The organism is Candidatus Enterococcus myersii, assembly GCF_017316025.1.
GTDB classification, from domain to species: Bacteria; Bacillota; Bacilli; order Lactobacillales; family Enterococcaceae; genus Enterococcus_C; species Enterococcus_C montenegrensis.
In genome coordinates this window covers 387,495-411,837 of the sequence record NZ_JAFLVT010000008.1, presented here as the reverse complement: position 1 = coordinate 411,837, position 24,343 = coordinate 387,495, and the positions used below count along the sequence as shown (strand labels likewise).

Here is a 24,343-nt window from a genome sequence, read left to right as displayed (position 1 = left end):
AAAGGAATGAACTTTCGTTACTTGTTCTGTTGCGCTTCTTGAATGAAGGCTAAGTCTTTTGCAGTTTTCTCAATTTCCTCAAATGGTAAGTTGTCAAAGAAGACTGGTTTCATCTCGGGTTTCCCATGACGATCCAAAATCGGATTTCCGTCTTCATCCAAACGCATTTGTGGGGTAAAGAAACGTTGGATAAAGGCTAACTTTTCTGCTACCTCGTCTATTTCTTTCACTGTGTGGCTATTCAAAATTTTCGCCAAAGTAAACAAGTTTTGGACTTTTTGATCGTACTCGTCGATGCGATCGAGAATAACCGTTGTTTCGGAGACCGCAATCTCTTTTGGTGAACCAAAGAGCTGAATCGGTGTCGCATGAAAGACCGTCGCAAATTTTTCCAAGCTCTCAAAGGTCGGGTAACGGATTCCCCGTTCGATATTGGAGATGGTTTGTTTTTGTACACCAATCTTTTCGGCCAATTCCGTTTGAGAAAGTCCCATTTCTTTTCGTAAACGTGCGACATTGCCGCCAAAGTTTTCTATCATTTTCCTCACCTCGGGTCTATCATAAGCGCTTTCCTTAAAAAATTCAAGCAAAAAATAAACTAAATAGTATTTCAAATAAACTTTTAAAATATACTTGACATCTATTTCGAATCGCGGTAGAGTGTACAAAAAGATACTATTTTATTTATTTATAGTTCTTTTAGTTTTAAAAAGAAAATATAAGGAGGTGGAAAGGATGTCGGTATTGGAACAAGCGCTCCTGGATTGGCAAAAAGATCAGACCAATCAATTCTTTGCCCTGTTAGAAACCCGCTTGGAAGAAACACAAACCCAGCAGGATATCGTCAAACAAAAATATTGTGCGGCGCATTTCGATGTGAGTGTTAATACATTGAAAGAATGGGTTCTTCAGGGCTGTCCAGAAATTCGATTGGACTCAGGTATGGTTTTATACAGCATTCAGGCGGTGAGAAGATGGTTATTAACCTATCAAAACTAAACAAAGGTGTGGGGCCAAGGAAAGGAGCCGGTGTTGGGTTGGGGTGGTTGCCGCAGCCGTTGCCTCGACTGCGATGGCTGAAAGCTAATCAGCAGGCGAGGCTTACGGACGCGTGGAACGCACAGGTCTTTTGCGAACACCAGACACTGGCTAAGCGTAAGGTGCCTTTCTAATAGCACCTTATAAAGAGAAAAATAATGGCTAATAACTACCGGAAAAATGCGAAAAAAGCCGATACTACCAAGCTTTTGAACAACAAAAAAGATTTGCGAACAATCGCAAATTTTAAAGGAGGTGACCAAATGACCAAAAGTACCCAGAATGTGCTAGGAAAAGTAGATTGGTTTCAAGCGGTCTTGCATCAAGTCAGTTATCAGACCGTCTTTCAAGACTTATTAAAAATCAATTTAGAATCCGTCTCGATTCAAGCAGGTAGTTTAAAACATGAAGAATATGATATTGTGTACACCTGTGGTTTTCTCAAATACTATACCTATCATCAGCCAGAAAAGGCCAAAGAACGCGGAACCCTTGTCTTAAGCGGGCAAGCCTGTACCACCTATGAATGGATTTTGCTTTCGTATAACCCCAAGGCGAATGTCTTTCAAGAACTCGCCACCCGTTTTTACGAGTATGCTAGTCAAACCGCCTTCACCTTTGAAATCAAGCGGCTAGATTTAGCCTTAGATGATTACAATGAAGTGCCCTACTTCACGGTAGAACAACTCCACAATAAGTTGAAACGGAAGCAATTCCTTTCAAAAGGACGAAGCTATCAACTCCATGACAGCGAGTTTGATGCCAAACAACGGGCAAAAACGGTTAGTATCGGCGTTCGAGGATCGGCTTGTATGTTTCGGGCCTACGACAAAGCCAAAGAAATGGCCAAAGATTTTGATGGAGCAAAACAAGAGGAAATTCTGGCTCGGGCTCCCCAAATTCGGTTGGAAGTCGAAACACGAAATGACGTAGCAGATAGTCTCTTTCGAACCATTGCTTTTTTACCGCAAGATCAATGTATCGCAAACTTAATTCGAGGATTTCTACAAACGGAACTTACCTTTTACACCGACGGCTCCTTAAAGCAGGTCTGTCGTTGGTGGCAGGACTACCTAAAACCAAGTCTAGTTCCCACTATCACCCGGCAATATCAAGTGAGTAGCTTTGACCGTTCCTTGAACTGGTATGAATACGGTGGACCCATGGCATTAACTCAGGCACTCTTTTTCTTGCATCATGAGGGTGTCGGGATTGACCCAAGTTTGTTAGAGATTCGTCCCAATTATGAATGGACACCCGAACTTTCTGATCGCATGATTCAATACGTCAGTGAGCAACAACGTCCCGATTTGATTCCACTTATTCAAGAACGCACCAAAAAAGCGTCCGTCACTTCCCAATAAGTGAACGAACGCTCTGTTAAAAAATTTTCTAAACCAAGTATAGCAAAGAAAGGAAGAATATACGATGCCAAAAATGTTAAGTATTAATGATTTTGATTTCGGAGCCATTGGCCCAACCTTTGAACTAGATGAGGTCACCCCCAAATTTGCGACCGAAACCCGCACTGATGAAAATGGTCAAGTCATTCTAGATCGTGAAAACAAACCAAGAAACTTCTATACCGATGAGATTATCGGGTACAAATACTCAGTGACCATCCTGGAAGGAAAGTTCCGTAAAAAAGCAACGCAAGTCACCGTCAACACCTTAGACCATCCAATTGACAATGATGAGATTATGAAGCGTGAGAGTGTCAAATGCCGATTTGAGAACTTACAACCAAGCAGACCTGGGCACCCGATGTATTACAAGGCAGATAAGATTGTTTTGTTAAGAGATATTAAATAGTCTTCGTCACAATTCAATTTCTACAAACTTTCACAAACAGCAGTTATAATACAAGCGCAAAAAAATACCCAAACTATATTTAAAGTATCTTCAAGCTATATTCAACACGAAAAGATTCGCATGATACGGCTTAAAAACTAGTTTGGGTATTTCAAGTAAATTATCTTGAAAACAACCTGACTTTTCACAATTAAATTATCTATTCATTATTTTTCAATAACATTCTTCTTAGAAAAAACCTGTCATTCTGAATAGAAAATAAATCGTCATAAAAAATAGATATGCGTCTATAACTTTGCTTCTATTATCATTAAGGAATTTGTTCCTTAACGTCAAAATCATAAGACTGATTAAAAAGAGGATAATACTAAGAAACTTATCAAAAAACATATTTGAAATCCCCATTTCTTACTGCGAAGTAATCCAATCTGGCATTGAGTTTGTATAAATTGAACCAATGTAGGCAATAATGACTTCTCGACCCTCTGAGTTATTAAGGGATATTAACCCACTACCCAACCCTAAGGTCACTGCAAGCACCTTACTGATTGTAGGCTCTGGAATCAATGTACTAGCAGTTGCAAGAAGACCAATTCCCGCTGCTGTTTTAGTTGCTTTCTCATTACTCAAGTATACATCGTAGCCTTTCCAAGTAAAGACAATTTTATCGACACCAGTAAAAGCTGAGAAAGTTTGAATTTTTGGTACAATACTGACACTATTATCAGTAAAAACAGCTTCGTATCCAGGTTCAATATTTTCTAGAACTGCTTTCTTGTATTCGTCAGTAATCTTTACAGTTTTGTTACTCTCATCAATTTCTAGAAAACCATTTCCCTGCAACATTTCTACTACTGTGGATTCTTGATGAACCGATTGTTCTGTTTTAATTTTGGCAGCATTCACTTCGTTCGGATTAATGAAATTAAGTGGTGACAAGCTCAATGCTACTAATGCAACGATACATAATAGAATTGCCACGTGTCAATTTTTATGAAGGACTGAAAAATGGAAACTTGGCTTCTTCTATTGTTCATTTGACTGATAATTTAGACTTGATCCCTGGCACGTTTGATTTGATGTTACTGCCAAAATTAACTCGCTCATAGACTTTTGAAAATGAAAGTAGATTGCTTGCTACTCTTTTAGCACCTTTAAAAAGTGACTATGATCTCATTATTATTGATACTGTACCAACGCCAAGCGTTTATACAAATAATGCAATCGTGGCAAGTGATTACGTTATGATCCCTTTACAAGCAGAAGAAGAAAGTACAAACAACATTCAAAACTATATTTCCTATTTGATTGATTTACAAGAACAGTTTAACCCTGGACTAGATATGATCGGTTTTGTTCCTTATTTAGTTGATACGGACAGCGCAACGATAAAATCAAACCTGGAAGAACTGTACAAGCAACATAAAGAAGATAACTTGGTTTTCCAAAATATTATCAAGCGAAGTAATAAAGTAAGTACCTGGTCTAAAAACGGAATTACAGAACACAAAGGCTATGACAAAAAAGTTTTATCCATGTATGAGAACGTATTTTTTGAAATGCTTGAGCGAATTATTCAATTAGAAAACGAAAAAGAATAGAATCACAAATCACAAATCACTTGTGATTTGTGATTGCTGATGATAAAATAAGAATAAGAAGAAATAGAAAGAAGTGAGTGATTGTGGGAAATTTAGGCGCACAAAAAGCAAAACGAAATGATACACCAATCAGTGCAAAAAAAGATATAATGGGAGATAAGACGGTTCGTGTTCGTGCTGACTTGCACCATATCATAAAAATCGAAACAGCAAAGAATGGCGGAAACGTAAAAGAAGTTATGGATCAAGCCTTAGAAGAATATATACGGAAATATTTACCTGACAAACTTTAAAAGGAGTGAAAATGAAATGGCAGTTACGTATGAAAAAACATTTGAAATAGAGATCATTAACGAATTATCGGCAAGCGTTTATAATCGAGTATTAAACTATGTTTTGAACCATGAATTAAATAAAAATGACTCTCAATTATTGGAAGTCAATTTATTAAACCAATTAAAGCTTGCAAAACGTGTAAATCTTTTTGATTATTCTTTAGAAGAATTACAAGCCGTTCATGAGTATTGGCGGTCAATGAATCGTTACTCAAAACGAGTTTTGAATAAAGAGAAAGTAGCTTAATATGGCAAATATAGTCAATTTTACTGACAAACAATTTGAGAATCGCTTAAATGATAATTTAGAAGAATTGATTCAAGGAAAAAAAGCGGTTGAATCGCCAACCGCTTTTTTACTTGGTGGGCAACCAGGGTCAGGGAAAACCAGTTTGCGATCAGCAATTTTTGAAGAAACACAAGGGAATGTTATTGTCATTGATAATGATACCTTTAAACAACAGCACCCTAATTTTGATGAACTAGTGAAACTTTATGAAAAAGACGTAGTAAAACACGTTACCCCTTATTCTAATCGCATGACAGAAGCGATCATAAGCCGTTTGAGCGATCAAGGGTATAATTTGGTGATCGAAGGTACAGGACGAACAACAGACGTTCCTATTCAAACCGCAACAATGCTTCAAGCCAAAGGTTATGAAACAAAAATGTATGTCATGGCAGTACCTAAAATCAACTCATATTTAGGAACAATTGAACGATATGAAACCATGTATGCAGATGATCCAATGACAGCCAGGGCAACACCAAAACAAGCGCATGATATTGTTGTCAAAAACTTACCGACCAATTTAGAAACCCTTCATAAAACGGGCCTATTTAGCGATATAAGGCTTTACAATAGAGAAGGAGTGAAACTCTATTCAAGCTTAGAAACGCCTTCCATTAGTCCGAAAGAGACCTTAGAAAGAGAATTAAATCGTAAAGTATCAGGGAAAGAAATTCAACCGACTTTGGAGAGAATAGAGCAAAAAATGGTTCAAAATCAACACCAAGAAACCCCTGAATTTAAAGCAATTCAACAAAAATTGGAAAGCTTGCAGCCACCTACACCACCAATACCAAAAATACCTAAGCTTCCAGGACTTTAAACCTTAAAAGGTTCTGTTGCAAAGTTTTAAATAAAGAATAAAATCCCTTACGGTATCTATGATTTAAGCTGGGATTCCCAATAATACCTTGATTTCAGTACAGACCGAAAACCCGAAGAGAGTGCCTTCTTTTCGGGTTTTCTTATATAATCCTCGGATGGCTTCCATGCCTTTAATCGTGGTAGAGGCAGTGCGTAAACTTCGATAGAATTTATTGCGTCTCTTTACTGGACGATGGTCTTGTTCAATCAAATTATTCAGGTATTTAATGGTACGATGTTCTGTCCCTTGATAAAAGCCGTATTATTTTAGTTTCTTAAAGGCACTTGTAATAGAGGGGGCTTTATCTGTGACTACAACCTTCGGTTCATCAAACTGCTTCACTAACCGCTTAAGAAAAGCATAGGCTGCTTGTGTGTCCCGTTTTTTACGTAACCAAATATCCAAGGTTAAACTATCTGCATCGATGGCTCGATACAAATAATGCCATTTTCCTTTAATTTTGATGTACGTTTCATCCATTTTCCATGAATAAAAGGATTTTTTATTTTTCTTTTTCCAAATTTGATAGAGTAGTTTGCCATATTCTTGCACCCAACGATAAATCGTCGTATGAGAAACGTTAATGCCACGATCATATAAGATTTCTTGAACTTCACGATAGCTAAGGTTATAACGAAGATAGTAGCCCACGGCTACAATAATCACATCCTGCTGAAATTGCTTTCCTTTAAAATGATTCATCGTCATTCCTCCTGCTATCTTTTTCTATTATTCTACCTTATTTGATAGTAGATTTAAAACTTTGCAACAGAACCCTTTACTTTAATTCTAGCACCCCTCATTATTCAAAACAGGAAAATTCCCCCTCAGTACCGGAAAACCACTCTTATTCCCACCTTTTTTGCTCACTCCCACCATCTGTTTAAACACATCAACATCCAGCATAAACACCGCCACATCAACATTCTCCCATAACGAAAAACTTGGCACACCTCTTGCGTATAGTAAAGTGTAAAAACAAATCGAAACCACAGACAAAAGCGAGGTGAAACCCATGCGGAAATATTTGATCGCCACTCACGGCGAATTAGCCAAAGGCTTCCAAAGCTCCTTGAACATTCTGGCGGACAAAGGCAATGACTTCCAAGTCATCAACGCCTACATCATCGACGAAGATTACACCCCCGCCATCGATGAATTCATCGCTTCCGTCCAACCGGAGGAACAAGGCTTTATCTTCACCGATCTCTTCGGCGGCAGCGTCAACCAAAAGGCCTTCACTGAACTAATGAATGCCAAAAAAGACAACATCGTCATCATCACCAATGCCAACCTGGCAGTAATCTTATCCGTCCTATTCTTAGGCGGTGACGAAGCCCTCAGCCTGGAACAGATCCAACAAGCCGTCAGTGAAAGTCAGGTACAAGTGGTACCGACTCAGATCGCCGACGAAGACGATGATTCGATCTTCGATTAAACCAACCCACACCCAAAACTGGAGGAATGAAAAATGATCACCCAAATTCGTGTAGACGACCGCTTGATCCACGGACAAGTAGCCGTAGTATGGACCAAAGAATTGAACGCACCCCTGTTAGTAGTTGCTAATGACGAAGCAGCCAACAACGAAGTCATGCAAATGACCTTGAAGATGGCCGTGCCCAACGGCATGAAATTATTGATCCGAAAAGTCGATGACGCCATCAACGTCTTCAACGATCCTCGGGGCAAAGATAAACGGATGTTCGTGATCGTGAACTCCGTCAGCGATGCCAATAAGATCGCCCAAAACGTGGAAGACCTAGAAACCGTCAATGTTGCCAACGCTGGCCGCTTCGACAAATCCGATCCGAAATCAAAAACGATGATCTTTCCAAGTGTGCAATTAAACCCTGAGGAATTAGCGGCGGCGAAAGAATTAGCCCAACTGACTCGGGTCAACAGCTACAACCAAGTATTGCCATCAAATCCGCAGCTGAGTCTCAAAGACGCAGTAGCGAAAGTCTAGGATAAGGGAGGGAAAAAATTATGTTGATGCACGCAACCATGGCCGCGTTAGCCGTCTTTATCTGTTTCGCAGGTAATTACCTAACAGGCCAAAGTATGATGGAACGCCCGCTAGTCGTCGGTCTAGTGACCGGGATCTTGATGGGCGATATGAAAACCGGGATCCTGATGGGGGCCTCCCTAGAAGCGATCTTCTTAGGAAACGTCAATATCGGCGGTGTTATCGCTGCCGAACCAGTAACTGCTACGACGATGGCAACGACCTTTGCAATTATTTCCAATGTTGAAACCAAAGCTGCCATGACCTTGGCCGTGCCGATCGGTATGTTAGCTGCCGTTGTTGTTATGTTCTTGAAAAACGTCTTTATGAATATCTTCGCACCTTCTTTGGATAAAGCTGCCCGTGAAGGCAATGAAAAAATGGTGGTTGCCCTCCATTATGGGACTTGGGTGATCTATTACGTGATCATCGCTTCCATCTCCTTCATCGGCATCCTGGCCGGTAGTGGCCCAGTCAACACCTTCGTTGAGAATATTCCCCAAAATCTGATGAACGGATTAAGTGCTGCTGGGGGCTTACTACCTGCTGTCGGGTTCGCAATGTTGATGAAGTTACTTTGGGATAACAAACTAGCTGTCTTCTATATCTTAGGTTTTGTTTTGACAGCTTACCTAGGCTTGCCAGCTGTGGCTGTCGCTGTCTTAGGTGTCGTGATCTGTGTCGTAAGTGCCCAACGGGACTTGCAGATCCGGGATATCGAAAGCGGTGCAGTTGCTCATTCCGGCAATAATGGTGCCCCTATGACGAAAGAAGATGAAGAGGAGGATTTCTTCGCATGAGTAAGATGACTAAAGATATGAGCCCTGAAGATAAAAAAATGATGCGGTCCGTCTTCTGGCGGTCTTGGACCATGAATGCCAGCCGGACTGGGGCCACTCAATACCACGCAGTCGGTGTCATGTACACCTTGTTACCAGTGATCAATCGTTTCTACAAAACCAAAGAAGAACGGGCCGATGCCTTGGTCCGCCATACCACTTGGTTCAATGCCACCATGCATATCAACAACTTCATCATGGGGCTGGTAGCCCCCATGGAAAAACAAAACAGTGAAGACCCAACCTTCGATGACAGCTCCATCACCGCCGTTAAGGCTTCCTTGATGGGCCCTATCTCTGGGATCGGTGATTCCTTCTTCTGGGGGATCCTGCGGGTCATCGCAGCTGGGATCGGGATCTCCATCGCTTCCACTGGTTCTCCCTTAGGAGCCATCGTGTTCTTAGCTTTGTATAACATCCCAGCCTTCTTGATCCATTACTATGCTTTGTACAGCGGCTACTCCGTTGGTGCCAGCTTCATCAAAAAAATGTACGAATCTGGCGGAATGAAGATCCTCACCAAAGCTTCCAGTATGTTAGGTTTGATGATGATGGGCTCCATGACGGCTTCCAACGTGAAATTCAAAACGATCCTGGAAGTTTCTGCTAAAGGTGCCGAAGAAGCGATGAAGATCCAAGACTATTTGGACCAACTTTTCATCGGTATCGTGCCACTGTGTGTGACTTTGCTGGCCTTCTACCTGCTACGTAAGAAAGTCAACGTCAACATCGTGATGTTCGCTATCATGTTCCTAGGGATCATCTTAGGTTTACTAGGGATCTGCTAAAGGTTTGTAAGAATGGGAATAGAAAAAGAAGTATCCCTGTCGCTCAAAGGTGGCAGGGATACTTCGTCATTTCTTTCATTTTTTCCAATATTGACCGGAATCACCTTGAAACATGACGAATACCCGCTTTTACGGTATGTTTAGAGTAGGGAGAAAACCATAAGGGAGTGAGCAATATGAAAATAGAAACTCGCCAGCAATTATTAGCTGTTTTATCCAATAACGAAACCGGACTGACCACCGCTGAAGTCGCCCAACAGATCGACTTAAGCCGCTCCGCCACCAGTCTCTACTTAAACGAGCTCTTACAAGAGGGCACTGTCAAACAGACCGGCACGAAGCCCGTCTATTGGTTGCCCGCCAGCGCTGCCTCCGAGACTACTGATGACGTCTTCAAAGCCTTTATCGGCAGTCAAGGCAGCGCCCGGGAAGCCATCAAAAAATGTATCGCCGCTGTGATGTATCCGCCGTTAGGTCTGCCTTTACTGATCCATGGCCCCAGCGGCGTGGGCAAGAGCTTCTTAGCCAAGCTGATCTATGACTACTTGAAACAAAACAACGCCAAAGGAGCAGAGAAATTTTTCGTCTTCAACTGTGCCGATTATGCCAACAACCCGGAGCTGCTGTCGTCGATTCTTTTTGGTCACACCAAAGGGGCCTTTACCGGCGCTGAAGGCGAGCGGAAAGGTCTGCTGGCGCAAGCGGATCAAGGCGTCCTCTTCTTAGATGAAGTCCACCGCCTATCAAAGGAAAACCAAGAAAAACTTTTCCAATTTATGGATAGCGGCAATTTCCGTCCTATCGGTGAAGACGAGAAACTCCAACATTCCCAAGTCCGCCTTTTATTCGCCACCACCGAAACACCGGAGGAAGTTCTGCTGCCCACCTTTTATCGCCGAATCTCTGTGATCATAGATCTGCCTTCTTTCCATGAACGACCGATCTATGAGCGCTTTGAGCTGATCAAGTATCTTTTCCTGCAAGAAGCCAAACGGATCAAGCGGGACTTGGCCATCAGTCAGGAATTATTGGACTACCTTAGCGAGCGGGCCTATCCCGGCAATGTCGGCAGTCTGGCTAACGAGATCCGCATGTATTGTGCCGGCGCTTTACAAAAGAATCCGACAGCGGAGACCATTGAGCTCATTTTAGGCAACGAACGCCCCTCCTTGGAGCTGCATTTCGACCAGATCAACGAGGCCTTTGCTCCTGATGACCTGCAAACCCAACAAGTCCAGCTTCAACAACTGTTAGCTAGCGACCAAACGCTGCTCCAGATTCAAGAGGAGCTGGCGAGCCTTCATCATCACTTACGCCATGAAGCAGGCAGTGTCTGCACCACGGCCTTGGGGGAACGAGTGACCGCTAGCATCCAAGAGCAAAATCGACGCGTACTAGGGGATCTGCCCTTGACGGAGGAAGCCACCGCCACCGTCAGCTGTTTCTTGGACTTTACCAAGAATCAACTGCCGATGACCCTCTGGGAAAACCTTCAGTATCGCTTATTGAAGGAACAGCCCCGAACCTATCACTTGGCTCAATTATTGACCAAAGAACTGCCTTTGGAGCTGATTCCGGCAGCCAAATGCTTGTTGGCGATCCTACTCATAGGTTCTGTCAATGAAGAGATCCGCTATCACGCCCTCTTGGTGGCTCACGGGGAGCGCACCGCCTCCAGTATCCAAGGGGTCGCCAACAAAATGTGCGGCGAGTACCTTTTCGACGCCATCAATATGCCCCTCACCTCCTCGGTCCATGATATCGTGGCTCAGGTGAAGAACTGGCTCTCGGAACGGGAGACCGGTGACGGCGTGATCATGCTGGTGGATATGGGCTCTCTGACCCAGCTTTACAAGAGCTTGAAGCCCCAGATTCTGGGAGAACTTTTGGTAATCAACAACCTCACCACCTCCTTCGCTTTGGAGATCGGCCAACAGCTGTTGAACGGCAGCCGTTTCCACACCATCGCCAAGGCAGCGGAAGAAAACTTCGTCACCAACGTCCAATATTTTGAAGGCTTCTCCGTGGAGAAAAACATCATCATCTCCAGCATTTCCGGCCGGGACGTTTCCAAGAAACTGCGGGGCATCTGCCAACAATACGTGAAGCCGGATATCAAGCTGATCATTCTGAATTACAACGAACTCAGCGCCGCCATCGACCGCGCCGCCGACGAAACGGAATACTTGAAGGAGACTTCCTTGATCCTGACCACTTCCTACTTGGATACCGACGTCGCTGTACCAACATTGAATCTGTTGGACGTGCTGGATGACAATGCTGAACAACAATTGGAGCAGTCCTTCCATCACTTGATCCATCCCAACAACGTCAAACCGATGCTGAATGAATTCATCCACTTCTTCTCCAAAGAAGGCCTTTCGGAGAAACTGGAATTTCTCAACCCTGACGTGATCATTCGTCAGGTGGAAGACACCACCGACAAGTGTGAACGCCGCTTCGGTCTGCAGCTGAATGCCAAGATGAAATTCAACTTGACGATGCACCTGGCCTTGATGGTGGAACGTACTATTCTCGGCGGTGCCGATTACCCGCTACCGGAAGAACTCAGCAGCCTTAAGCTCAACGACAAACCTTTCGAAGCGAATATCAAAACGATTTTGTATAATCTGGAGCAGTTTTACCGGATCACGATTTCTGATTGGGAGCTGTATGTGTTGTATGAGATTTTGGGTGGGTAGTTGACCTAAGCAACTCCTTTTGAACGCTATAAAAGACCGCCACGACTCCTGTCTTCATCGACAGTTGACCGTGGCGGTCTCTTTCTACTAGTTACTTTGTGAGCTTTTTCTTCTCGTCTTCGGATGCAGGTAGTAGAGTACGCCGCAACCCATCACCATGATCCCTAAGATGATACTGGCGATCATGCCTTTGCCACCGGCAGTTCCTCTGAATTATTGACAGAAATGATCCAATACCCCGACGGCAGCTGATACCCTGGTAATTAAGTAAAGGACAAAAATGGACCGAGGAAAGGATTTTAAACCATGAATAATGAGAAAAAGATTCAAAAATGTCTTATCTAATGAATCAGATATAAAAGAATATCTAGAAAACTTACAAGATGAATACTCTGAATCTAGAGATGTCTTCTATCTATACTTAATTATCCAATTAAAATCAGTAATGACGAAGTTATCACAAACTAGTACCTTCTTCTCAAATGTTACAAGTGAAGAAATTACAACATTATATACATATCTAGAAAAAGTATCTGATTGGGGATACTTCGAATTAGCAATGTATACAAACTGCCTTTCTTTATTCGAAGATAACTATCTGCTATTCAACCTAAATGACGTATTAGCTCAATTTGAGAAATTTAAAACTTCTTACAAGTATAAACTCGTACTAATTAAATTTTTGGTTAATTCACTTATACTCTCTTTTGAGAGAATGTCTTACGATAAAATTCCCAAACTTCTAGAAGTACTTTATACAGAATCAGAAGATAGTGATTTTATGAAAGGTCGAATTTACTGGAAATTTAATTCTTTATATCACTCAGTTAACGGTAATTTCGAGATGGATAACACCATTTATATTGACATGCTAGTTTTATTAGGATACGAGGATGATGCGAAAAATATGAAAGATATAGAACGGTGTATACAAAAGGCTATAAAAAAAGGGAATACTAATAATTAGCTCTCCCTTTCCTATATGCCCCACACTTCAATTTTTACCTTAGTTTTTACCTTAGTTTCAAAAAGTATTCGTTTATATCATTAGATATCAGACCAATTAAAAAGATTGACACAACAACAAATCGTTCTAATATGATACCAAACAATATCCAGATTTTTATTCTACAACCAATTAATGTAATCACGATTACATTGTACGCAAATCCTTTATCTTCAAGGATTTGCGTTTTTTTATTTGTCAAAAAAATATTCTACCTTCGATTTCACCTTAGATTTTTTTAGAATTTACTTATTATCAACATAATCCATGAGATTTTCTACAGCTAACCGATTCGCTTCATCGCTAATGTGTGTGTACGTATCTAGAGTTATATTAATACTTGCATGCCTATCGTATTCATAGTTTCATAAAACAGCTTTTTTGTAGTATCGGATTAAATAAAAAAACAGTCATCAAAAGACGACTGCACATTTCTAAGGAATCACACTTCTATTTTAAAGCGAAATTTATTCCAGATTTCCAAAGTAATACAATTGCCACTCACCTTTATCAATTCGCTTTAAATACCAACACCAATCGCGGTAAAAAGTATTGGGACGTAAATTTTCATACCCAGCTGGACCCACGTAAAGGGTACTGGTCAACAATAAATATTCTGTTTTTGGGGCAACTTCTTTTTCACTTTTTAGACGGGCATATTTTTGTAATTTTTCTTGATACGATAATGTATCTAAGCGGCAATTTTTAAAGACTTCAGAAAAGCCACCTTTTACAACTTCTGCAGCCGCCTGAATTTCCTTTTCTGAATAATGTTTTGAACTGGCAAAATCTTCTTTAACACTTTCTGCTTTCCCCGCTGGTTTATAAAAGGATAATAAGAGTAGTGCTAGCGCTACAATACCAAAAACTACCAGCATCTGTTTTTTCAACTGCTTCATAATTTCTCCTCTAATTCTTTTTTTAAGCGAATTCTTTACTATCATACAATATTTTAAATTTTTTTGGTTAACTATTTCAAAAAAAAACTTTACTTTTCGTTAACCAAGAAATATAATCTTGTTAACCATTTGTAAATGGAGTTAACGAAAGTGAGTGAAAAAAATGCGTATTTCTTTACGGGAACAATTATTAGCAGCAATTTTTGCAGGGATCATTTCTATTTTATCCCAAGTAACAATACCTTTGGGTTTAATCCCCTTGACTTTACAAACCTTCATCATTGGCTTAACCGTCACCATTTTAGGAACAAAAACCGGAACTTGGGCGATTGCCATCTACCTTATCTTAGGTCTAATCGGTGTACCCGTTTTTGCTGGCGGTAGCGCTGGATTTGGTGTACTTTTCGGACCAACGGGTGGTTTTTTGATCGGTTTTATCTTCAACGGCTTAGTAACCGGCTCTATTTTAGAAGCCACGCAAAAAAATTATTTTTGGGCAGTTATTGCAAATATCGTCGGTGCCATGGTGACACTTTTTTTTGGTACCGCTTGGTTGAAATTTGGCACCGGTATGGAATTTTTAGCCGCGCTTAAAACTGGCTTTATTCCCTTTATCTTACCAGGTATCATCAAGGCTGTTGCTTGTGGTGTTTTGGGTATCTTCATTTTGCGTCGCTTGCCTCAACGTTATTTTGCTTCTAGCAAATAATAGCAAAAAAAAAGCCGTGATTTTCATCACGGCATTTTTTTATTTTACAGCGTCTTTCACATTGACACCATTTGACCATATCCAGCTGAACACGAAAACCGATAAAATCAGGCTATTTTGAGGGGTACACAACAGTAGATAGTCCGATAATTTTTAGACTATATCGGACTTATTGCCCCTTTATTGCCCCTTGAAAATTCATTCTTACAATCTATTAGCTTTACAAAACAAACGTATGTTCATATAATTAAAGTCGAATGGTTTCTTTTTACCTCTATTTCGTCAATGAGTTAAAGCTTTTGGAAACTATTGCTAAAAGTTAGTTGCACTAAAAAATAGCCCGACCTCAAAACGAGATCGGGGTTTTATTATTTGATAGCTCCATACGCGTCAATTTTGCCTAACGACACATATCCTTTTATTAATAAAAGGATTCTTATATTCCAAAGAATTTTTGTACAATCACGACTAAAATTGGAGCAATAATAGCTGCAATCCAAAATCGTCTGGTTTCTTTTTTGGTTGTTTTTATTTTATCATTCTCCGAAGAAATGTATTCCTTCAACTCCTCGAATTTTTTGTCCGCATACTTTTGGTACTCTAAGGTAATGTTGGTTTGCAAACTCTTAATTTTTGTATCAAAATGTTCCTTTATCTCATTCAATTGAGCTTGGGTAATTTTATCAGCCAAATCGTCCACCTCCAATTTGTCATTGTTTATTGCTATTATATCATCTCTATTTTCTTTGTTTGAAAAGTACATTCCTTTTGTTTCTGTCTGTGAATAATTGCTTATATTTTGATTTTTCATTTCGCTAATCCCTTTAATAACAGGAGCAGCTGTCAGCACCGGTGCAGCAATTGTGGCAGTTGAAATAGCAACGACAGTCACGATGGATACTATTATGTTACTACTTGCAATATTCGGATCTTTAGGAATATTATCAGATATATTTTCCGAATCAGTTGAAAAAGAAGATGATGCAAATATACGGTTCATTTTTACTTACCTGTTAAATTTTGATTTGCTTTTATGATAAACGTGTCGTCATATTTTGTTTGATCAAGTTCAAATAAAATTTTGTATTCTCCCTCAGTCATGAATGGAATGTTTTTTAAATCCACATTGAAGTTAAAATTGTCACTCATTCCCGGAACCGAGAATTTATTTTTTCCAGTAGTATAAATTTCATGTTTATCAGGCGAAAGAATACTTATAGACATTTCGTGCTCTTCGTTTGCCGTTATTCCTGTACTCAAAATTGTGATTGCAAGAGAAAGAGCTGTAGGAACAAATGGTGCTCTAAGTATTAGAAGTGGGTTAATTACTACTATATTACTATTCGCTGGACTGTTTTGAATGTTGGAAATGTCTTCTGATACAATAATTTTGACTTTTACATTTTCGGACATGATACATACCTCCCCATATAAGTTTACAAAATTATCTCACTCATTAGCAACAAAGACAATCAGAACATTCGTTTGCAAATTAATTTCATTTTCTATGTCATTAATCCAAAATAGCCCCGACCTCAATTAAGAGACCGGGGTTTTACTATTTAATAGATCCATATGAATCAATCTTACCTAGAGATACATATCCCTTTTTAAATTTATCTGTTCGTGGCTGTACGCCCCACATATACCCTCCGGCTAATACAATATCGTCAAACTTAACCTTTTGTCCTTTTTTCAAAAGCGCAATGACTGGCGCAGATGTTTTAGCTGCGGTACGCAGATTAACGTTACTATTTAACGTAATTTCCTTCATTTTGATTCCTCCTGTTGGTGTTGGATTCGGTTTTGGTGGCTCTGGTGTTGGTGTAGGTTTTTCTGGTTTGCCATTAACTGCCGCATAGGCTTTCCAAGCTTTAGCATCGCCATAAAATACGTTTGCATCAAGTGTTCCACCATAACCACTCAAATACGTTTGTGAATTATACTGATACATTGCTGTTACAGGAAATCCGTTTGATTTAGGTGGTTGTGGTTGTTTAAAACCTTGTGTTACAGCATTTGTTCCATAATTTGCAATCCATAAACCGTAGTTCGCTTTAGCAATTGATGAGAAGTCATAAGAGTTTACAACCCCCGTGTAGGTGTAAAATAGTGGTCTAACGCCAGTTGTTTGATACACCCTGTCTAAGAATGCTTTAGCCCAGGCAACGTCATGTTTGTTGTCTGATTCCCAATCAAGAATTGGAATAGCTTCACCAAAGTATGATTTAGAATGCTTCACAAAATAATCAGCTTCTTCAATCGCTGTACCCTGTAACCCTGCTTCATGAGCGTAATGGTAAAAACCTAACAATTTTCCTGCTTTTTTAGCTCGTTGATACACTCTGTCGGCAAATGGGTTAATGTAACCAAACCCGCCACCACCGCCTCCAGTAGTTTTAACAATAACAAAATCCAAATCCATATTCTGAACTTGGATATCCCCTTGCCAACTTGATACGTCAATACCATTTAGCATGATCATTCCCCCTTCAAGTATTCCTGTTTAGCGGCTTCAATTAATTTGTCGATTTCTTCGTAATTGAATGGGATTTTTTCTTTTTGGAAAGTATCTATCAATTGAGACTTAATAAACTCTCGGTCAAACTTACCTTGCAAAGAATTGATAAAAATATCTGCGTAGTTGCGTTTGATGATTAACTCATTTTTAAGTCGCTCAACTTTGAATGCTTTTAAGCATTGGAAGATGGCTACTAATAATGCAATCAACAAAATTGCAAACAGCGACAAAATGGCAAAGTTTACTATTCCGTTAAAAAGTTGCATATTATTCACCGTCCTTGTTGTAGTGGTAGCTTGAAACACCCATACAAGTACCTAACAATGTAATAAAAGCGGTCCAAATCGTTAACACCGAATCAGTTAGTTCCCAATTTACGGTCTTGCCTACCACACCAATAAATACGCCCAAAGCTGGCATCACAATAGATACCGCCCATTTCAAGATTGCATACTGTTCATCTGTTAATTTAAATTTTGGCATTTGTTATTCTTCCTCCTTCTCGATTACAGGCATGGCACAGATGCGTTCATACATCGCATGTCCTGTACCGTTTCCTCCGAGCCCACTGTAGGCTTTCCACAGATGGCTCATGTTGTTTAGTTCTTTCATCGTTACCGCTCCACGTTTTAAGATGACTTCGTATGATGCATAAATTCGGTCGTGGAGACTGGCTAGGCTTGCTTCTTGACGGAGATTGCCTTGCACCTCCAAAGCGTCCAGTCGAGTGTCTAATTCTGTTTGGCCTTTTAGCAATTCGTCTAGCTGATCGTTACGCTTTTTAATCTCCTTATAAAGTTTCCAAAATTGTCGTCCTGCAAAGAGGATTCCTCCAATCAAGCCAACGCCAAAATACTGCCTGAAAAATTCGTTAATCTGATCCAACACTACCATCTACATTCCCTCTTTGCTTCAAAATAAAAGACAACCGGCAATAAAGCCGATTGTCCCAATCAAAAATATTTTACTAATTTGTTTTTTCTGGCTTTTTTGCATCATTCACAATTTCTGCTACGTTCTCACGAATTGATGTTGGTACAGATTCGATAGTGCGCTTCCCCTCAATTACATGCGTTGCATAAAGCATTTCTAAAGCTGAATACATAAATTTACCCTCCTATCTCGATAGAATCATGTCTGACAATTGTAAAAGAGCCTCTTCAGACATCTCTTGACGCTGACGAAGCTCTGCGTTTTCTTGTTTTAGTTGTTCTAATTCGCTTGGTTCTGGGGGGGTGTGTTCGTCAATTATCGATTGGATAAATGCCGACATTTTTTCGGGATCGTCATTGAACTCTGCTAATACTACATCAAAAAGTTTTAGCAACTCCTCACCCATTTCACCAGGACCATCAAGAATTTCAGCGATATATTGCTCTTTAAATTTCTTCTGATTTTCTGTCATAGTTACCTCCTACATTAGTCCTGCTGTATAGGTACAAGCAATGTTTAGCCATGATCCTGTAGGACATTCTTTGTAAGCAAATGTTCCCCCAACATCCCCCCGATATCGATTAAACATAAGCTGTCCACTAGATTTAACGGTTAGCAAATAAATATTTACTCCAGAACCCTGGACTATAAAATTACAGTCTGATGCTGGTCTAAATCCAATTGGAAGTATTCCCATTGTAATATTTTCTTCTCCAGCAGCTCTTGCTGTATTATTTTTGAAAGCTCCGGCTAGCTGAACCGTTCTTCCATTCCTGCTCGCTGATGGATAATTAGGTGATGACGGGATTGAATTATATTGGGCCCATCCGGTTGAAGATGGTATCCCTGTCGGCGGAATTGTAATTAAGTCTTGATATCCTAAGTCCACATCTCCGTAGAGAGCTTTATAATCTTCATTTGATATTGATATACCGCTCGGCCCATAACGTGTTGTGTTAGGTAAACTTGTATTTGATTTTTTACCTCTGGTGCCTACCCACAAACCCGCACTATCAATTGACCAGCCCCATAGAGGTTCTGTTTTAGCAGCATTATTCCATGAATTAGCATAAATACCATCTGGTTGCAGTTTAATAACTCCATTTTGAGTAGTTCCGGGAATTTGCCAAGTGATCTCCGTTGTTCCAGATATTTTAGTAGAATACTGAATTGTCGCTCCGCCACTTTGCATAGTACCCGCACTTTTTAAAGTTGAACCGCTAATAGTTGTACCTGTGATAGTTGAGCCAGTAATGGTCACGGCATTTAAAGCAATAATGTTCAACACTGACTGTTGAATAGTTTGACCTTGCCAACTTCCAGACTTGTAAACATAGAAATTGGTAACATTCCCGCTACTATCTGATTTCCACCATTGCTGTCCTTCTTTTGGATTAGCTGGTTGAGTAGGGCCGATGTACGGGTAAATACCTGTCATGCCTTGAATCAATGCAGGGTTAGTATAAGTCACTGTTCCATTTGACATCGTGGTTTTGAGTCTACGCCAAATGTATTTATTAGGGTCGGCATTATTTGGCACAGTCGTTGACCAGCTACCACCCGCTTGTGACGTTTGAGACGTAGAAACATAGTATTCTTCAACAACAGCAGATACGCTAACACCAGTGCTACCGGGTTTACCATCTGAACCCATTTTTGCGACCGTATAGGCAGTTGAGTTGGTATTATTTGTGTATGTTGTGACTGTTTTTGTCCACAAAAACTGACCCGCTGGAACTTCAGGAATTGTTGTTGACCAAGTACCAGTTGGTTTATTTGTGCCACTCGCAGAGCCTTGATACGTTATCTCAGGGTCAGAAGCAATACCAACGCCATCATTACCATCTTGACCAGCATTGCCCAAAATACGAGTCCATACATAGTCATCAGGGTTTTGGCTGTCTTGCGCGGTATAGTCAGTGTAGGTTCCAGAGTATGTTGGATAAGCGTTCTCAAAGTCGTCGAGAGGGGACGGGGTGTAGATGGTTGCAGAACTTGCTTTTTCAATTTTAATCAACCTAAAATCAAGATTATGATACATTGCTCTAGCACCAAATGAATATGCAGTTATATTGGCAGGAATACTTACTGTGCTCACAAATCTTGTCCAGCTTGGGCTGTATCTCCCAGATACCCACGCATACGAGACCCTAGTATCTTCTTTATACAATTGGTGTAGGAAAAGTTGATTAGTTGATGTAATTTCATCCTTTGTCTTAACATCAACTGAAATTGTAATAATGTCACCTTCAACTACTGGTATTAAAGCCATATTAGTTGAAACTGAACCCTTATTTATTGATAAAACCGCACCTTCCGTGTCAGACTCTACTGTTGAAGCACCTCTATTCAAGAAAGCCTCGTCAGTAAGTTCAAAACTCCCTCTCAATAAATTTTCATTGGGATACGTATCCGCAAATCTATCTGTGCCATCTGCCGACCAAGCGTAGGCATTATGAACAACAGGAGTTTCACCCTCAATTCTTGACCAAGCATACTTTTTAACATCTGTACTATCTGCTGATTCAAAGTCCACATACTGCCCTAAATATGAGCCCGCATCTTCTCCTGAATTTCCTGTAAATGTTTTACCACCATCATTAGAATACTTGATGTGCAGATAACTGGTCTTACCGTTTACTGTTTCGCCGGGAATCCCCTGAGGTCCTTTTACCATAGACCAATCATAGTCAGCTGGCACCGTAGACGCAGTCGGGTTCTGGGAAACGAGCAATCCCAGATATACCGCATTGGTAGGGTCACTAGTCATAGGATTTCCGTTAGCGTTTTGTGAGTATCTAACATGAAGGTAAGCAGAAAGACCATTAGTCCCTGGCTTCCCATCGAAATAATCAACGCCTTTAATTGGTGTCTTACCATTTTCACCATCATAAACCTTTGTCACAACACCAGAAGCACCGCCATATATCAAATCATCCTGCAAAGCTTCGTAACTAAATGTAGCAGTGTCTTCAAAGTCATTTGGTGTAATAGTTAACGCTTTCCCAAAATTCTTGTGTGCTTCATTCCATGTAGTATCCAGCGAACCATCTTTTTTCTGTTTGATCCAGTTAAACTTGGTAAACTCACCAGTCATATCTTGATTATTTTTTTCAATCTTGGCGGTAAAAATTACTTCGCCTTCTCCGTTCCGAAACATTGGTGATCCAACATTGCTAATAGAAAAAATATACGTTTTAGCAACTTGTTCGGCGTATTTTTTAACTTCATCAATTCGATCTAAAAGCGATTGACTGACTTTGTTTTGTAAAATTCGATAATTTGAGTAGACTGTCTTGTTCTTCGTTGGGTCACTAAAACTTATCGTCTGTTCACTAATTCGAGCTTCTAGCAAAAGAATTGGATTGTAACCTTCATCAATAGCGCGGATAGTGTCACCGATGTCGATGTCATAGAATCCTTCGATTTCAAACTCATAAGCCGGTACACATTTTTTTTGCAATTCCGTTAGGGCACGATTAAAAAGCTCCGTATCTGATTTCGTATCATAACTGAATTGGCCTCCAACATAGCCTCCACCTTTTCGTTCAGGATTACCATATTCTTGATTGGCCATTGGCGCATAAATATATTCTGAACCTTTTTTAGTGTAGAAAACTACGTTCCCATTTTCATCTTTGATTTCTTTTTCTACATTTTTGATGGTAACTATTTTATTATCTTCTTCATGTCCACGAGGCTTTATACCTGTGATTAATTCAGTCACATCCACATTACGGCGAATGCTTGAGACATCACGGCCGTATTTCAATTCAATATCTGGGCGATCCATCCCGACCTGTTTGCGCAGATGAACTAACTGTTTGTTAACAGTGCGATCATCATTCAAAACCGTTTCAAATTCAATTTCGGCACTAAAACTGTTGCAAATTGATAGCAATCTTTTTAAGACTGTTTGGTCGCCTTCCCATTCAAGAGTACGCTCGTTTTTGGTAAACTCATTAATTCCGATTTCATATCCAGAATCGTATAAGCAGTCATTAACATATTTTGAAATCGGATATGCTTTGTCCGCTTTGTAGGCCCCTCGATATTCATTTAGTAAGTCAAACGACAAGTCCTCACAAAAAAGGCGTAACGAGGTTTCAGTTTCCTCGACACGCCGAATAGTGAATTTAAAATCTCTATCTTTATATCTAAATACTAAAAAATGATTCTCTTTCAAATATTGCAGATCATCTTCTGTGCCTTTTGAAGCATTAGAATACATCGTGTGCTTTTTAGCAATAGATAAATCAAAGGTACTTGCGCCTGTTTCGAGATAGCGGTGAAATTCATCGTCAAAATAATGAAGCGCACCAGAAAGTGAATTATCTAAAATAGCGACCGTCTCATCAGCTTTTGTCATTACATATATTTTCAAGAATTATAGCCACCTCTCTCTCAATGTCCCCACAATATTGGGTGGAGCTTTTCCGAAATTAGAATAATGAAATTCAACGTTCCAAGAACCTGGTGGGATTTTTAAATCAGTTGAGCCGATAATAATATCATTCATAGACAGCACTTCGTTAACGTAGAATTTACCAGTCGTGCCATCATAAGCAAGTACATCTCCAGTTGAGTAGCGGTTTGGGTCATCTGACCACTTGTCAACATTAATCCAACGAAACACAAAATTAGTAATACTTTCTTTTTTAGAATTTAATGGTGGCACTGCGGCGTTCAAATACTTTGTATGTGGCCAATATGTCGTGCCTGTAATTGGGACATTTTCAAAATCAGTTAATGTAAACATTTTTTGATACTGCCAATTTGACTGGGCCACTTCGTCACCAGAACCCAGTTTTTTGATTTGAGAGATTCGGAAAGTAACTTTGGGACCAATTCTTGAAATTCGAACATCATACCAAGAGCCTGTCGCTTTCTTTAAATCAATCGTGCCGTCTTGTCGAAACTTTGTGCCGTCCGGCAACATTACCGCTAATTCAAACTTGCCTTCTATCTTCTCTTGCATGCTATCACGCAAAACAATCGATGCTACAACTTTATTCCCACTCATCAGATTAAATTCTTCTCGAATTGCTTCTTTAACTTTTGTGGTTTTAAAGTTACAGCGCCAAATCGCTTCAAAGTTCTTTGTATTATCATTGTTGCTATTTTTAGGAATATCTCTATAAAGTGTCGGCCCAACCCAACACGCAGCAGTGTTTGCTGGATAAACAGGTTCAGGCCCTTCAGAACCGACATTCCATTTAAATGAGCCTTCACCAAATCTATTAGGTATTCCGGAAACTGCAATTGGATAGACCGTTCCAGCTTTAGCGCTGTTCAATTCCCAATTAGACTGGCCACCTGGACGCAAGCTGTTTTTAGCGACAATATCTGTTTTTTGATAATTGTGACCATCCAGCTCTTCTATACTCCCAAATTCCATCGCGCCCAAAGGCCCAACTGCCCCAAGAAAACCATTGTCACTTGTCATCGTTGCTTCAAATGATAATTCTGCGGTTTCTGCCCCTTCATTATTTACCTGCATTTTCAAGATTCCTTCATCCAGATTAGCTTGTAGTTGCTTTGGAATAACAGAATATTTGTAAGGGTCGGCACAGTAAATATCATAGCTAGAAGTAATAGAATTACGACCAGTAGGAACCTGCGTTGCATTCGATTTAATTCCCACAAAATATTTATCTGCTTCATCGTTGAAATAAAACTTAGCTTCTTTTTTACTTAATATCGTATTTAATTTATTAAATCGTTCTCTAAATTCAGCATTATTTTTTGAAATAAGTTGATAAAATACAGTAATAATTCTAGAGCTATTCTTTTTGGTGACTACCATAGAACCATCAAAGGCATCAATTTCTGTAGTCTTAAATTCTGTATTTGCTATTTCTCTACCTTCAATTGCCAATGTTCTATAACCAGGAATTATTTTTTCTAAAAACACACCATCCCAGTTCATGGCTTCTGCTGGAAGCGATGCCTCAGCAATTTTTTTATCATTTGTATCTTTAAAATTGTACATTTTGCA

General features: G+C 40.0%; 27 protein-coding genes and 2 pseudogenes. 14 read left to right on the top strand and 15 right to left on the bottom strand.

What is annotated here, in order from left to right; genetic code table 11:
• Positions 1–17: 17 nt before the first annotated feature.
• Positions 18–539: a helix-turn-helix domain-containing protein gene (locus JZO76_RS07550; protein ID WP_010753426.1), complete on the bottom strand. Its 522-nt coding sequence runs from the start codon at positions 537–539 to the stop codon at positions 18–20.
• A 196-nt stretch (positions 540–735) separates the two neighbouring features.
• Between JZO76_RS07550 and JZO76_RS07545 the strand changes: the two genes are divergently transcribed.
• The 3 genes from JZO76_RS07545 (at position 736) to JZO76_RS07535 (ending at position 2,850) form a co-directional block, all read left to right on the top strand.
• Positions 736–999 carry a hypothetical protein gene (locus JZO76_RS07545; RefSeq protein ID WP_010753425.1) on the top strand — a complete coding sequence of 88 codons (264 nt, stop codon included), beginning with the start codon at positions 736–738 and terminating at the stop codon, positions 997–999.
• 302 nt (positions 1,000–1,301) lie between these two features.
• On the top strand, positions 1,302–2,402 hold the full coding sequence (locus JZO76_RS07540; protein ID WP_071865077.1) for a replication initiation factor domain-containing protein: 1,101 nt from the start codon (positions 1,302–1,304) through the stop codon (positions 2,400–2,402).
• A 64-nt stretch (positions 2,403–2,466) separates the two neighbouring features.
• Positions 2,467–2,850 carry a hypothetical protein gene (locus JZO76_RS07535; RefSeq protein WP_162000073.1) on the top strand — a complete coding sequence of 128 codons (384 nt, stop codon included), beginning with the start codon at positions 2,467–2,469 and terminating at the stop codon, positions 2,848–2,850.
• A gap of 408 nt (positions 2,851–3,258) precedes the next feature.
• Here the strand turns inward: JZO76_RS07535 and JZO76_RS07530 are convergent, their stop codons facing one another.
• The gene (locus JZO76_RS07530; RefSeq protein WP_206903497.1) at positions 3,259–3,831 is read right to left on the bottom strand and encodes an ABC transporter ATP-binding protein; all 573 of its coding nucleotides are present in this window, start codon (positions 3,829–3,831) and stop codon (positions 3,259–3,261) included.
• Between JZO76_RS07530 and JZO76_RS07525 the strand changes: the two are divergent.
• The 4 genes and pseudogenes from JZO76_RS07525 to JZO76_RS07510 all read left to right on the top strand — a co-directional run.
• Positions 3,819–4,451: pseudogene (locus tag JZO76_RS07525) on the top strand (ParA family protein); the annotation flags it as partial. The gene JZO76_RS07530 and the pseudogene JZO76_RS07525 sit on opposite strands and share 13 nt — an antisense overlap.
• 77 nt (positions 4,452–4,528) lie before the next feature.
• Positions 4,529–4,744 carry a peptide-binding protein gene (locus JZO76_RS07520; protein ID WP_001835296.1) on the top strand — a complete coding sequence of 72 codons (216 nt, stop codon included), beginning with the start codon at positions 4,529–4,531 and terminating at the stop codon, positions 4,742–4,744.
• A 16-nt stretch (positions 4,745–4,760) separates the two neighbouring features.
• A complete protein-coding gene (locus JZO76_RS07515; RefSeq protein ID WP_162000072.1) occupies positions 4,761–5,033 on the top strand; it encodes an antitoxin in 273 nt (90 codons plus the stop codon).
• A 1-nt stretch (position 5,034) separates the two neighbouring features.
• Positions 5,035–5,898 carry a zeta toxin family protein gene (locus JZO76_RS07510; RefSeq protein WP_162000071.1) on the top strand — a complete coding sequence of 288 codons (864 nt, stop codon included), beginning with the start codon at positions 5,035–5,037 and terminating at the stop codon, positions 5,896–5,898.
• A gap of 63 nt (positions 5,899–5,961) precedes the next feature.
• Here JZO76_RS07510 and JZO76_RS07505 read toward each other — a convergent pair.
• Positions 5,962–6,642, bottom strand: a pseudogene (locus tag JZO76_RS07505) (IS6-like element IS1216 family transposase).
• A gap of 87 nt (positions 6,643–6,729) precedes the next feature.
• Entirely contained in the window at positions 6,730–6,978 is a 249-nt protein-coding gene (locus JZO76_RS07500) for a hypothetical protein (protein WP_206903496.1), read from the bottom strand.
• Here JZO76_RS07500 and JZO76_RS07495 point away from each other — a divergent pair.
• The 6 genes from JZO76_RS07495 to JZO76_RS07470 all read left to right on the top strand — a co-directional run bounded on the left by JZO76_RS07495 (position 6,956) and on the right by JZO76_RS07470 (position 13,244).
• A complete protein-coding gene (locus JZO76_RS07495; protein WP_002329957.1) occupies positions 6,956–7,378 on the top strand; it encodes a PTS sugar transporter subunit IIA in 423 nt (140 codons plus the stop codon). The two genes, JZO76_RS07500 and JZO76_RS07495, sit on opposite strands and share 23 nt — an antisense overlap.
• Before the next feature lie 33 nt (positions 7,379–7,411).
• On the top strand, positions 7,412–7,909 hold the full coding sequence (locus tag JZO76_RS07490; RefSeq protein ID WP_002329956.1) for a PTS system mannose/fructose/N-acetylgalactosamine-transporter subunit IIB: 498 nt from the start codon (positions 7,412–7,414) through the stop codon (positions 7,907–7,909).
• Positions 7,910–7,929: 20 nt separating this feature from the next.
• Positions 7,930–8,748: a PTS mannose/fructose/sorbose/N-acetylgalactosamine transporter subunit IIC gene (locus tag JZO76_RS07485; RefSeq protein ID WP_002329955.1), complete on the top strand. Its 819-nt coding sequence runs from the start codon at positions 7,930–7,932 to the stop codon at positions 8,746–8,748.
• 5 nt (positions 8,749–8,753) lie between these two features.
• The gene (locus tag JZO76_RS07480; RefSeq protein ID WP_206903654.1) at positions 8,754–9,575 is read left to right on the top strand and encodes a PTS system mannose/fructose/sorbose family transporter subunit IID; all 822 of its coding nucleotides are present in this window, start codon (positions 8,754–8,756) and stop codon (positions 9,573–9,575) included.
• 176 nt (positions 9,576–9,751) lie between these two features.
• On the top strand, positions 9,752–12,277 hold the full coding sequence (locus tag JZO76_RS07475; RefSeq protein ID WP_161999954.1) for a sigma 54-interacting transcriptional regulator: 2,526 nt from the start codon (positions 9,752–9,754) through the stop codon (positions 12,275–12,277).
• A gap of 313 nt (positions 12,278–12,590) precedes the next feature.
• A complete protein-coding gene (locus JZO76_RS07470) occupies positions 12,591–13,244 on the top strand; it encodes a hypothetical protein (protein ID WP_206903495.1) in 654 nt (217 codons plus the stop codon).
• Positions 13,245–13,750: 506 nt separating this feature from the next.
• Here JZO76_RS07470 and JZO76_RS07465 read toward each other — a convergent pair.
• Positions 13,751–14,182, bottom strand: a complete 432-nt coding sequence (locus JZO76_RS07465; RefSeq protein ID WP_206903494.1) for a hypothetical protein — start codon at positions 14,180–14,182, stop codon at positions 13,751–13,753.
• 163 nt (positions 14,183–14,345) lie between these two features.
• Here JZO76_RS07465 and JZO76_RS07460 point away from each other — a divergent pair, with 163 nt between their 5' ends.
• On the top strand, positions 14,346–14,891 hold the full coding sequence (locus tag JZO76_RS07460) for a biotin transporter BioY (RefSeq protein ID WP_206903653.1): 546 nt from the start codon (positions 14,346–14,348) through the stop codon (positions 14,889–14,891).
• A 436-nt stretch (positions 14,892–15,327) separates the two neighbouring features.
• On the opposite strand, the gene JZO76_RS07455 is transcribed toward JZO76_RS07460, so the two are convergent.
• From JZO76_RS07455 to JZO76_RS07410, 10 genes are all read right to left on the bottom strand, one after another.
• Positions 15,328–15,891 (bottom strand): hypothetical protein, encoded by a 564-nt coding sequence (locus JZO76_RS07455; RefSeq protein ID WP_206903493.1) that lies wholly within the window; start codon positions 15,889–15,891, stop codon positions 15,328–15,330.
• Between the two features lie 2 nt (positions 15,892–15,893).
• On the bottom strand, positions 15,894–16,304 hold the full coding sequence (locus JZO76_RS07450; RefSeq protein WP_206903492.1) for a DUF6941 family protein: 411 nt from the start codon (positions 16,302–16,304) through the stop codon (positions 15,894–15,896).
• Between the two features lie 145 nt (positions 16,305–16,449).
• The gene (locus JZO76_RS07445; protein ID WP_206903491.1) at positions 16,450–17,370 is read right to left on the bottom strand and encodes a GH25 family lysozyme; all 921 of its coding nucleotides are present in this window, start codon (positions 17,368–17,370) and stop codon (positions 16,450–16,452) included.
• A gap of 2 nt (positions 17,371–17,372) precedes the next feature.
• Positions 17,373–17,678, bottom strand: coding sequence for a hypothetical protein (locus tag JZO76_RS07440; protein ID WP_206903652.1), 306 nt, complete (start codon positions 17,676–17,678; stop codon positions 17,373–17,375).
• Between the two features lies 1 nt (position 17,679).
• The gene (locus JZO76_RS07435; RefSeq protein WP_206903490.1) at positions 17,680–17,895 is read right to left on the bottom strand and encodes a phage holin; all 216 of its coding nucleotides are present in this window, start codon (positions 17,893–17,895) and stop codon (positions 17,680–17,682) included.
• Positions 17,896–17,898: 3 nt separating this feature from the next.
• On the bottom strand, positions 17,899–18,306 hold the full coding sequence (locus JZO76_RS07430; protein ID WP_206903489.1) for a hypothetical protein: 408 nt from the start codon (positions 18,304–18,306) through the stop codon (positions 17,899–17,901).
• 73 nt (positions 18,307–18,379) lie between these two features.
• Entirely contained in the window at positions 18,380–18,517 is a 138-nt protein-coding gene (locus tag JZO76_RS07425) for a CD1375 family protein (RefSeq protein WP_206903488.1), read from the bottom strand.
• Positions 18,518–18,529: 12 nt separating this feature from the next.
• Positions 18,530–18,817 carry a hypothetical protein gene (locus JZO76_RS07420; RefSeq protein WP_206903487.1) on the bottom strand — a complete coding sequence of 96 codons (288 nt, stop codon included), beginning with the start codon at positions 18,815–18,817 and terminating at the stop codon, positions 18,530–18,532.
• Positions 18,818–18,826: 9 nt separating this feature from the next.
• Complete coding sequence (locus JZO76_RS07415; RefSeq protein ID WP_206903486.1) at positions 18,827–22,729, bottom strand: phage tail spike protein; 3,903 nt, start codon at positions 22,727–22,729, stop codon at positions 18,827–18,829.
• 3 nt (positions 22,730–22,732) lie between these two features.
• Positions 22,733–24,337 (bottom strand): distal tail protein Dit, encoded by a 1,605-nt coding sequence (locus JZO76_RS07410; protein WP_206903485.1) that lies wholly within the window; start codon positions 24,335–24,337, stop codon positions 22,733–22,735.
• Positions 24,338–24,343: the final 6 nt, after the last annotated feature.

Coding starts and splice junctions, on each gene's coding strand:
- JZO76_RS07550 (WP_010753426.1), bottom strand. CDS start 539: ATGATAGAAAACTTTGGCGGCAATGTCGCACGTTTACGAAAAGAAATG.
- JZO76_RS07545 (WP_010753425.1), top strand. CDS start 736: ATGTCGGTATTGGAACAAGCGCTCCTGGATTGGCAAAAAGATCAGACC.
- JZO76_RS07540 (WP_071865077.1), top strand. CDS start 1,302: ATGACCAAAAGTACCCAGAATGTGCTAGGAAAAGTAGATTGGTTTCAA.
- JZO76_RS07535 (WP_162000073.1), top strand. CDS start 2,467: ATGCCAAAAATGTTAAGTATTAATGATTTTGATTTCGGAGCCATTGGC.
- JZO76_RS07515 (WP_162000072.1), top strand. CDS start 4,761: ATGGCAGTTACGTATGAAAAAACATTTGAAATAGAGATCATTAACGAA.
- JZO76_RS07510 (WP_162000071.1), top strand. CDS start 5,035: ATGGCAAATATAGTCAATTTTACTGACAAACAATTTGAGAATCGCTTA.
- JZO76_RS07495 (WP_002329957.1), top strand. CDS start 6,956: ATGCGGAAATATTTGATCGCCACTCACGGCGAATTAGCCAAAGGCTTC.
- JZO76_RS07490 (WP_002329956.1), top strand. CDS start 7,412: ATGATCACCCAAATTCGTGTAGACGACCGCTTGATCCACGGACAAGTA.
- JZO76_RS07485 (WP_002329955.1), top strand. CDS start 7,930: ATGTTGATGCACGCAACCATGGCCGCGTTAGCCGTCTTTATCTGTTTC.
- JZO76_RS07480 (WP_206903654.1), top strand. CDS start 8,754: ATGACTAAAGATATGAGCCCTGAAGATAAAAAAATGATGCGGTCCGTC.
- JZO76_RS07475 (WP_161999954.1), top strand. CDS start 9,752: ATGAAAATAGAAACTCGCCAGCAATTATTAGCTGTTTTATCCAATAAC.
- JZO76_RS07470 (WP_206903495.1), top strand. CDS start 12,591: ATGAGAAAAAGATTCAAAAATGTCTTATCTAATGAATCAGATATAAAA.
- JZO76_RS07465 (WP_206903494.1), bottom strand. CDS start 14,182: ATGAAGCAGTTGAAAAAACAGATGCTGGTAGTTTTTGGTATTGTAGCG.
- JZO76_RS07460 (WP_206903653.1), top strand. CDS start 14,346: ATGCGTATTTCTTTACGGGAACAATTATTAGCAGCAATTTTTGCAGGG.
- JZO76_RS07455 (WP_206903493.1), bottom strand. CDS start 15,891: ATGAACCGTATATTTGCATCATCTTCTTTTTCAACTGATTCGGAAAAT.
- JZO76_RS07450 (WP_206903492.1), bottom strand. CDS start 16,304: ATGTCCGAAAATGTAAAAGTCAAAATTATTGTATCAGAAGACATTTCC.
- JZO76_RS07445 (WP_206903491.1), bottom strand. CDS start 17,370: ATGCTAAATGGTATTGACGTATCAAGTTGGCAAGGGGATATCCAAGTT.
- JZO76_RS07440 (WP_206903652.1), bottom strand. CDS start 17,678: ATGCAACTTTTTAACGGAATAGTAAACTTTGCCATTTTGTCGCTGTTT.
- JZO76_RS07435 (WP_206903490.1), bottom strand. CDS start 17,895: ATGCCAAAATTTAAATTAACAGATGAACAGTATGCAATCTTGAAATGG.
- JZO76_RS07430 (WP_206903489.1), bottom strand. CDS start 18,306: ATGGTAGTGTTGGATCAGATTAACGAATTTTTCAGGCAGTATTTTGGC.
- JZO76_RS07425 (WP_206903488.1), bottom strand. CDS start 18,517: ATGTATTCAGCTTTAGAAATGCTTTATGCAACGCATGTAATTGAGGGG.
- JZO76_RS07420 (WP_206903487.1), bottom strand. CDS start 18,817: ATGACAGAAAATCAGAAGAAATTTAAAGAGCAATATATCGCTGAAATT.
- JZO76_RS07410 (WP_206903485.1), bottom strand. CDS start 24,337: ATGTACAATTTTAAAGATACAAATGATAAAAAAATTGCTGAGGCATCG.